Genomic DNA, 9110 nt, shown 5'->3' with positions numbered 1-9110 from the left:
ATCGTGTCGGTTATTTGGCCTTGTCTTCGCGACCGCGCAGTACCCGATTCGGCATGGCGATGGCTGCTGCCAGCCCTAATAAAGACACCGCCACGCTCACCCACAATAAATGCTCGAACGTCACCGCCAGCTCCCCGCGCAGGGCATCCTGCGCCGCGCCTGGGGCGGCGTTCAAACCATCGAGCAGCACGTTGCCGGAACTGCCCTCGGCCACCAGCGCACCGCTGGCCAGGTGGGCGAAGCTGGAACCCTGCAACAGCGCCAGCAGCAACGCCGACATGCACGCCACCCCCACCGCGCCACCCAGGGAGCGGAACAAATTGGTGGTGCTGGTGGCGACGCCGATGTCGCGTTGTTCCACCGAGTTTTGCGCCCCCACCAGAGAAGTGGGGAACTGCATGCCGGCGGCGATCCCGCACAGCAACATGAACAGGCCGGTGAGCAGCATGTCCTGGGGCGCGCTGAAGGCCATGCCCGCAATCGCCAGCGGGCTCAACAGCGCGCCGCTGAGGATCATCGGCTTGTAGCGTCCGGTCACCGAGGTCATGCGCCCGGCGGTATACGCGCCCATTGGCAGGCCCATCGCCAAGGGCATCAAGTGCAAGGCCGCGCTGTCGGCACCGCCGCCGGTTACCGTCTGAAAGCGCAACGGCATTAACACGGTCAGGGAAATCGCCTGGAAACTGGTGAAAAAAATCGTGCACCAGCACAGCACCGCGCTGCGGTTGCCAAACAAATGCATCGGCAACAGGGGCTCGCGCGCACGCCGCTCGTGCCACACGAACAGGGTCAGTGCCACCAGCGCGCCGGCCAATAGCCAAAGCACTTCGCGATCACGCCAATGGTGGCCCTGGCCGATTTCGGTGATGCCCAGCAGCAAGGCGGTCAGGCCGATGATCATCAGCACCGTGCCCAGGTAATCGATGACTGGCTTGCGCTGCGGCATCGGCAGCCCCACCAGGGTGCGATGGGCCACGTACCAGGCGCCGGCGCCCAATGGCAGGTTGATCAGGAATACCCAGCGCCACGACAAGTACTCGGTCATGTAACCGCCCAGCACCGGCCCGGCCACGCTGGCCACCGCGTACATGCTGCTGAAATACCCCTGGTAACGCCCACGTTCACGGGGCGGGATGATGTCGCCGATGATCGCCTGACTGACCGAGATCATCCCGCCGGCACCGATGCCCTGCAGCACCCGCGCCAATACCAGTTGCTCCATGCTTTGGGCCATGCCGCACAACAGCGACGCCACGGTGAACAGGCCCATGCCGATCAGCATCATCGGCCGGCGCCCGTACAGGTCGCCGAGCTTGCCGTAGATCGGCACCGCCACGGTCATCGCCACCATGTAGCCGGAAATCACCCAGGCCAGCAGGTTGACGTCGTGGAAACGCGCGGAAATGGCAGGCATGGACACTGCGACGATGGTCTGGTCCAGGGCGCCGAGAAAGATCGCCATCATCAACGAGGCGAGGATACTGCGCACCGCGGGGAGCGGTGGCGCGGGCTGATTGAGCTGAGTCACGGCAGAACCTTCGAGCAAGGCCCGCGGGAAAAGGCGCCCTGCGGGAATGCTCGATACGATAGCAGGCTATTCGATAGCTTCGTAAGGAAGTCCGACGTAATTTTCCGCGATGGTTTTGCGCCCGGCCTCGGACTGGATAAAGTACTCCAGCTCGCTCTCGGCGATGCGCTGGCTGAAGCCGTCCGCCTCGGGAAATTGATGCAGCATCGAGGTCATCCACCAGGAAAACCGCTCGGCCTTCCACACCCGGCGCAGGCAGATCGCGGAATAGCGCTCGAGCAAATCCACCCGGCCTTCGCCGTACACCTTGAGCAAAATCCGAAACAACGTACTCACGTCGCTGGCGGCCAGGTTCAGGCCCTTGGCGCCAGTGGGCGGCACGATATGCGCGGCATCACCGAGCAGGAACAGGCGCCCGTACTGCATGGGCTCGACCACAAAACTGCGCAGCGGCGCGATGCTTTTTTCGATCGATGGGCCGGTGACCAGTTGCTCGGCCAGGTCGCCCGGCAGACGGGTTTTCAGTTCGGCCCAAAAGCGCGCGTCCGACCATTCGTCCAGCGGCTCTTCGGCCGGCACCTGCAGGTAATAGCGGCTGCGGGTCGGCGACCGCATGCTGCACAGTGCAAAGCCACGCGGGTGCTTGGCGTACACCAGTTCGTCATGGACCGGCGGCGTGTCGGCGAGAATGCCCAGCCAGCCGAAAGGGTAGACGCGCTCAAAGACCTTCAATGATTCAGCCGGGATCGACTGGCGCGCCACGCCGTGGAAACCGTCGCAACCGGCGATGTAGTCGCAGTCCAGGCGATACGCCTGGCCCTGGTGCTCGAAGGTCAGCCAGGGTCGATCACTTTTGAGTTCATGCGGCTGCACATCGCTGGCTTCATAGAGCGTGACAGCACCCGCGGCGGCGCGGGCGGCCATCAGGTCGCGGGTGACTTCGGTCTGGCCGTAGACCATCACCGATTGGCCGCCGGTCAGCGCCTTGAGATCGATATGGGTCAGCCGGCCGTTCAGCGCCAACTCGAAACCGTCATGCACCAGGCCTTCGGCGTCCATGCGCTGGCTCACGCCGGCCTCGCGCAGCAGATCGACCATGCCTTGTTCCAGCACGCCGGCGCGGATACGGCTCTGCACGTAATCGGCGCTCTGACGCTCCAGGATGAGGGTTTCGATGCCGGCATTGTGCAGCAACTGGCCGAGCAACAGTCCGGAGGGACCGGCGCCAATGATGGCGACTTGAGTTTTCAGCGTTTTCATTATTTTTATCGCCCGCAGGTTCCACCGAACGTATCGAGTGAAAGAGTTGTCATTGATCTTGTTGCTGACATTTTTCACTTGAGTGAGCGCTATAAGAAGGTGAAAACTGCGTCAAAGCCTGCGCTTTTTGCCAATTGGGGCGATTACCGCACAACTATCCTGAGTATCGGATTGAAACCATGACCAAAACCGCGATTCCGGTCTTCAAGCTTTACGGGGAAAGCCAAGAATGGCCGACCCCCGATTTGTTGCACTGCGAAACCATTTCCCGGCGCAGTCGGGAATACCAGTGGGAAATCCAGCCCCACCGGCATGCGGACCTGTGCCAGTTGCTGTATGTGCACAAGGGCGAGGCGCAGTTGGAAATCGACGGCCAGCGCACCACGCTCAGTGAGGCGACCCTGCAGGTATTGCCGCCGCTGTGCGTGCATGGGTTTCGCTTCCCCGAAAATGTGCAAGGTTTTGTGGTGACACTGGCCGCGCCATTGGTGAGCCATTTGCAGGCGCAATTGGGGGCAACGGTGGACGGTCTGCAGGCCCTGGGCACTTACCCTGCGGGCAACGACAGCGATTACCTGAACAGCCTGTTTACCCGTTTGCAGGATGAATATGCCGACACACAACCGGCGCGGGACATGATGATGCATGCCCTGGTCAGCGTGCTGGTGGTGTGGGTCAGCCGCCAGGCCATCAAGCACCGTCATCCACGCGCGCCGCGTGGACGCGAGTATTTCCGGCGGTTCACCCAATTGGTCGAGCAACATTACCGCGAACACCCGAAGATCGAAGACCTGGCTCACAAGCTGGGCATCTCGGTGTCGCATCTGAACGGGACGTGTCGCGAACTGGGCGGGCAGCCTGCGTTGCAGATCATGCATGACCGCCAATTGCTGGAAGCCAAGCGCTTGCTGACCTACACCAGCATGACCATCAATGAAATGTCGCAGGTGTTGGGTTTTTCCGACCCGACCAACTTCTCTCGGCTGTTTCGCCGACGGGTCGGGTTCTCACCCAAGGCGTTTCGCGAACAACTCAAGGCTGAACAACCGCCTACCTGAGTGCGCTGAAACTGCCGCTGTGCGGAACGCATTGGTCCTGATGGCAGCTGATCGCGAAGGTCGGCTGCATACGGGTCTGCTCAACGCGGTAGGCGGCCGTTGCGTACAACGCGCTGGCCAAGGCGCAGAGGGTGAAAATCTTCAGGTATTTTCTGGTTTTTATACTCATGGCACAGACCTCTGGACGGATCCACACGGTGCTGTTTAAAGCATAGGCCAGCCACGGCAAGTTGCCATTATCGGGCGACATTCAACAAGGTGATGTCGCCCTAGAGACCGAGGTCCCACGCCGGTTCCTCCGGAAACCGCTGCACCAGGTAATCCAGCAGGCTGCGCAGCGCCGACGGCATGTGTTTGCGCGAGGCATACACCGCGTAGATGTTCATCTGCCGAGGTTCGACCTGGGGCAGCAGCCTCACCAGTTCGCCCCGCCGAATATGATCGCCGGCCTGGTAACTGGGCAGCATCGCCACCCCCACCCCGGCCAGCGTCACACGGAGCAAGGTGCTGGCCTCGTTGGCGGTGATATTGCCGTGCACCGGCACCGACACGTGCTCGCCGTTCTCTTCGAAATGCCACAGGCTTTTGCCGAAGTACGAGTGGGTCAGGCAGTTGTGTCGGGCCAGGTCTTCGACTTTTTGCGGCGCCGGATGCTCCCGCAAATACGCCGGGGTGGCGCACACCACCGAGCGACATACGGTCAGGCGCCGGGCGATCAGGTTGGGGTCGAGGTCATTGCTGGTGCGGATGGCCAGGTCGATGCGCTCATCCACCAGGTTCACGGTGCGGTCGAGCATTTGCAGGTCGACCGTGACCAAGGGGTAGCGCTTGACGTATTCGGCAATGGCCTCGGCCAATTGCGCCTGGCCGAACGAGGTGCTGACGCTCAAGCGCAACAGGCCACGGGGCGCGTCATCCGGTTCGCTGACGGCGGCTTGCATATCGCCGCACAATTCCAACAGTTGCCGGCAGCGTGGCAGGGTTTCGCTGCCGGCGGCCGTGAGGCTGAGCTTGCGCGTGGTACGGTGCAACAGGCGCGCGCCGACCCAGTCTTCCAACTCGGCCAAATAGCGCGACACCACCGGGCGCGACAGGTCCAAATGATCGGCCGCCGCCGACTGGCTGCCCAGGTCCACCACGGTGACAAACACGCGCATTGCTTGAAGACGATCCATGATTTGACCGATTTTAGAAACAAACTATGTTACAGCATCGCATTTTTAGTCTTGTTTAGTGCAACTAAGCTCTGTGCATCCTTTGAATCGACTGCTGGAGCTGCCCGATGTTCTCAACCTTCAAGCGCCTGACCCTGGCCACCGCCGCCCTGGCCTTCGCCGCCCATGCGGCCGCTGCCGACCTGACTCTCGATGTGTACAACCCAGGCGAGGCGGCAATCTTCCCGGTCAGCTCGGTGCTGGTCAGCGGCGCCAAGGACGCGATCCTGGTAGACGCGCAATTCGGCAAGGGCCAGGCCGAGCAGTTGGTGCAAAAGATCCGCGCCAGCGGTAAGAACCTGACCACCATCTACATCAGCCACGGCGACCCGGATTACTACTTCGGCCTCGACACCCTCACTGCCGCGTTCCCGCAAGCCAAGGTGCTGGCGCCGCAACCGGTGGTCGAGCATATCAACGCGACCGTGGCCGGCAAGCTTGCATTCTGGGGCCCGAAAATGGGCGCCGACAAACCGGCCAAAACCATCGTGCCGCAGGTGTTGCAAGGCCATAGCCTGACCCTCGAAGGCCAGCAACTGGACGTAATCGGCCTGGACGGCCCGCAGCCGGATCGCAGCTTTGTGTGGATCCCGTCGATCAAGGCTGTGATCGGTGGCGTAGTGGTCGCCCAGAACATTCACGTGTGGATGGCCGACACTCAGAGCGCGCAGTCCCACAAAGACTGGCTGGCCACCTTGCAACGCATTGAAGACCTGAAGCCGCGCACAGTGATCCCCGGTCACTACCTGGGCACAGCGTCGCTGGCTTCGGTGACATTCACCGCCGACTACATCAAGGCCTTCGACATCGAGACCGCCAAGGCCAAGGACTCCGCGGCCCTGATCGCGGCCATGAAAAAGCGTTACCCCACCCTGGCTGACGAAAGCTCGCTGGAGCTGAGCGCCAAAGTCGCCAAGGGCGAAATGAAGTGGTGAATCCGTTCCATCCTTAACCCTACTGGAGAACGTCATGAGCAAGATTGCAATCATTGGAGCCACTGGCCGCGCCGGTAGCCAATTGCTGGAAGAAGCACTGCGTCGCGGGCACAGCGTTGTGGCCATCGCGCGCAATACCGACACACTGGCCGCGCGCCCGGGCGTCACCATCAAACAGGTGGACGCGCTGGATGCCGAAGCCCTGCAACAGGCGATCAGCGGCAGCGACGTGGTGATCAGTGCCGCGCACTTCGCGACCCTCCCTGCCAGTGCGGTGATCGGTCCGGTGAAAAAGGCCGGCGTACCCCGCTTGCTGGTGGTGGGCGGTGCGGGTTCGCTGTTGCTGCCGGGCGGCGGTCGGGTGATCGACAGCGAGGGGTTCCCTGCCGAGTACAAGGCCGAGGCCAGTGCAGGCGCGGCATTCCTGGAGACCCTGCGTCAGGAAACAGAATTGAATTGGACGTTCCTGTCGCCATCGGCCCTGTTCGATGGCACCCAGCGCACCGGTCAATTCCGCCTGGGCCAGGATGATTTGCTGGTAAGCAGTGACGGTAACAGCTCGATCAGCTTTGCCGACTACGCTATCGCCATGCTCGACGAAGTGGAAACGCCGAAGCACTCGCGCCAGCGCTTTACCGTCGGTTACTGACTCAACGCGGTCCAGAAATGTGGGAGGGGCAAGCCCCCTCCCACATTTTGATCTGTGGTGTGTCAGTGTCTGCAATTTTTCAATAGCCCCAACGACTTTCTCATTTGCCCAGCTGCCCTGCCCATGGCCTGATTCGCTCTTGTTCACTCAAGGCCCGCCCATGGAAACCGTTCACGCAAAACCCACCACCGCTATGTGGCTGATGATCAGCGTGGTGCTGGTCGCCCTTAACCTGCGCCCGTCGATGGCGGCCGTGGGGCCGTTGTTGTCGTCGATTCGCGCTGATGTGCCGTTGAGTTTCAGCAGCGCGGCGTTGCTGACCATGCTGCCGGTGATGGCCATGGGGCTGGCGATGTTTTTTGGCATGGGCCTGGCCAAGCGCTTTGGCGAGCACCGCAGCATTGTGCTGTCGCTGGGGGTGATTGGCCTGGCGACGTTGTCGCGGCTGTTCCTCGACTCGGTGCTGGAGTTGATCGTCAGCGCCATCGCGGCGGGTATCGGCATTGCGCTGATCCAGGCGTTGATGCCGGCACTGATCAAGTCACGCTTCAGCGCCAACGTGTCGCTGTTCATGGGCCTGTACGTCACCGCGATCATGGGCGGGGCGGCGTTGGCCGCTTCATTCGCGCCCTTCGTGCAGGTGCAGACCGGCAGTTGGCGCATCGGCCTGGCGGTCTGGGCCGTGCTGGCGCTGTTGGCGCTGGTGTTCTGGTACGCCCAGCGGTCGACATTGCCACCATTGCCCCAAGCCAGCGCAGGCCCACAGGAATCTTTTTTCGGCAACCGCCGCGCCTGGTTGCTGGCGATCTTTTTCGGCCTTGGGACCGCGTCCTACACCTGCGTGCTGGCGTGGCTGGCGCCGTACTACGTCGAGCAGGGCTGGAGCGAACAAAGCGCCGGTTTACTGCTCGGTTTCCTGACGGCCATGGAAGTCGTGTCCGGCCTGGTCACCCCAGCTATCGCCAACCGACGCCAGGATAAACGCGGTGTAGTCGCGGTGTTGCTGGTGCTGATCATCGCCGGTTTCTGCGGCCTGATCCTCAGCCCGCAACACCTGAGCCTGGTGTGGCCGTGCCTGCTCGGCCTGGGCATCGGCGGGCTGTTTCCGATGAGCCTGATCCTGTCCCTCGACCACCTGGACAACCCGCGCCGCGCCGGTGGCCTCACCGCGTTCGTGCAAGGCATCGGCTACCTGATCGCCGGCGTGTCGCCGTTGATCGCCGGGATGATCCGCGACCAGTTGGGCAGCTTCGAGTGGGCCTGGTGGTCGCTGACGGCGGTGGTGGTGCTGATGTTGCTGATCGTCACGCGCTTCAATCCCAAGCACTATGCGCAACACATCCACTGACGTCGTGTTGCGAACAGTATTTGTCCCACACCAAACATAGAAACGACCTACAGAGCTTTCTATTGGCACGTCCGTTCCGTTAAGCTTTTTGCGCTTGTACCGCGTTCGGTACATCGGATTGACGGATGGAATGGATGCTAAACAGTAACTCGCTCAGAAAGCTCGATATGCAGGACTTGATGGTGTTCATCGCCGTCTATGACCAGAGCAGCGTGACCGAGGTGTCAGAGACGCTGTTCGTCAGCCAGTCCACCGTGAGCTACAGCCTGAAGAAGCTGCGTACCAGCTTTGAAGACGAGCTGTTCATCAACACGCGAGCCGGCATGCGCCCGACGTACAAGGCCACCAGCATGTATGGCCACGTGCAGAAGATCCTCGAAAGCATCAACCTGTGCCACGCCGGCAGCCAGGCGTTCGACCCGACCCAGAAGGCGGTGACCTTCAATGTGTGCGCCCCGGAATACTTCGAACAGCTGGTCCTGCCGCGCCTGTTGAAGCACTTCGACCGCGCCGACCTGCCGGTGATCGTCAATGTGCACAAGCTGGAAACCGACATCCCCGTCGACGATCTGCGCGAAGGTCGCCTGGACCTGGTGATCTGTTTCGGCCCGCACTTTCATCGCGCTCACAAAGACCTCAAGACCCAGATGCTGCTGGAGGACGACCTGGTGTGCGTCTTCGACAAACGCTCGGCGCCCCGGGAGCCGGCGTTCAGCCTGCAATCCTTCGTCGAACGGCGTCACGTCTTCCCCACGCCGTGGACCTCGGACACCAACATGATCGATGGCTGGCTGGCGCGCCATGCCCACAAGCGCCAGGTGATCGCCAGGGCCAACAGTTACAGCGCGGCGTTGAAGATGATCACCGGCACCGACTTTATCGTCACCCTGCCCCGCCGCGTGCAAAAGCTGTTGGCGCCGACGACGGTGTTCGGCCACTGCGAAGCGCCCAACGGGCTACCGGGGTTCACGCTGGAGATGCAGTGGAACGAAACCAGTGAGCAGGACAGCGCCAATACCTGGTTTCGCGAACAGGTGGTGAAGGTGTGTGGGACCGTAGATGCAAGCTGCAAGTTGCAAGCTGCAAGCCACAGCCCCCCATCGCTCTTAACTTGAAGC

General features: G+C 61.8%; 9 protein-coding genes. 5 read left to right on the top strand and 4 right to left on the bottom strand.

Features of this window, described 5'->3' with window-relative positions; all coding sequences use genetic code 11:
* Window positions 1-10 precede the first annotated feature (10 nt).
* Complete coding sequence (locus V6M90_RS09855) at window positions 11-1528, bottom strand: MDR family MFS transporter (protein ID WP_050784902.1); 1518 nt, start codon at window positions 1526-1528, stop codon at window positions 11-13.
* Window positions 1529-1594: 66 nt separating this feature from the next.
* Window positions 1595-2779 (bottom strand): 4-hydroxybenzoate 3-monooxygenase, encoded by a 1185-nt coding sequence (gene pobA / locus V6M90_RS09850; protein ID WP_176156610.1) that lies wholly within the window; start codon window positions 2777-2779, stop codon window positions 1595-1597.
* Between the two features lie 188 nt (window positions 2780-2967).
* Here pobA and V6M90_RS09845 point away from each other — a divergent pair, with 188 nt between their 5' ends.
* Window positions 2968-3846, top strand: coding sequence for a helix-turn-helix domain-containing protein (locus tag V6M90_RS09845; RefSeq protein WP_141064509.1), 879 nt, complete (start codon window positions 2968-2970; stop codon window positions 3844-3846).
* On the opposite strand, the gene V6M90_RS09840 is transcribed toward V6M90_RS09845, so the two are convergent.
* Both V6M90_RS09840 and V6M90_RS09835 read right to left on the bottom strand, forming a co-directional pair.
* Window positions 3839-4015: a hypothetical protein gene (locus tag V6M90_RS09840; protein WP_003172511.1), complete on the bottom strand. Its 177-nt coding sequence runs from the start codon at window positions 4013-4015 to the stop codon at window positions 3839-3841. The genes V6M90_RS09845 and V6M90_RS09840 overlap by 8 nt on opposite strands.
* 100 nt (window positions 4016-4115) lie before the next feature.
* Window positions 4116-5021 carry a LysR family transcriptional regulator gene (locus V6M90_RS09835; protein ID WP_305428668.1) on the bottom strand — a complete coding sequence of 302 codons (906 nt, stop codon included), beginning with the start codon at window positions 5019-5021 and terminating at the stop codon, window positions 4116-4118.
* Window positions 5022-5128: 107 nt separating this feature from the next.
* On the opposite strand from V6M90_RS09835, the gene V6M90_RS09830 reads away from it, so the two are divergent.
* From V6M90_RS09830 to V6M90_RS09815, 4 genes are all read left to right on the top strand, one after another.
* Entirely contained in the window at window positions 5129-5995 is an 867-nt protein-coding gene (locus V6M90_RS09830) for an MBL fold metallo-hydrolase (protein ID WP_332846403.1), read from the top strand.
* A gap of 34 nt (window positions 5996-6029) precedes the next feature.
* A complete protein-coding gene (locus V6M90_RS09825) occupies window positions 6030-6644 on the top strand; it encodes an NAD(P)-dependent oxidoreductase (protein WP_141064508.1) in 615 nt (204 codons plus the stop codon).
* A 160-nt stretch (window positions 6645-6804) separates the two neighbouring features.
* Window positions 6805-7992 (top strand): cyanate transporter, encoded by a 1188-nt coding sequence (locus tag V6M90_RS09820; protein WP_332846402.1) that lies wholly within the window; start codon window positions 6805-6807, stop codon window positions 7990-7992.
* 134 nt (window positions 7993-8126) lie between these two features.
* Entirely contained in the window at window positions 8127-9107 is a 981-nt protein-coding gene (locus tag V6M90_RS09815) for a LysR family transcriptional regulator (protein ID WP_003172504.1), read from the top strand.
* Window positions 9108-9110 lie beyond the last annotated feature (3 nt).

The organism is Pseudomonas lactucae (assembly GCF_036688725.1).
GTDB lineage: Bacteria > Pseudomonadota > Gammaproteobacteria > Pseudomonadales > Pseudomonadaceae > Aquipseudomonas > Aquipseudomonas lactucae.
This window is presented reverse-complemented; position numbering and strand designations above follow the sequence as displayed.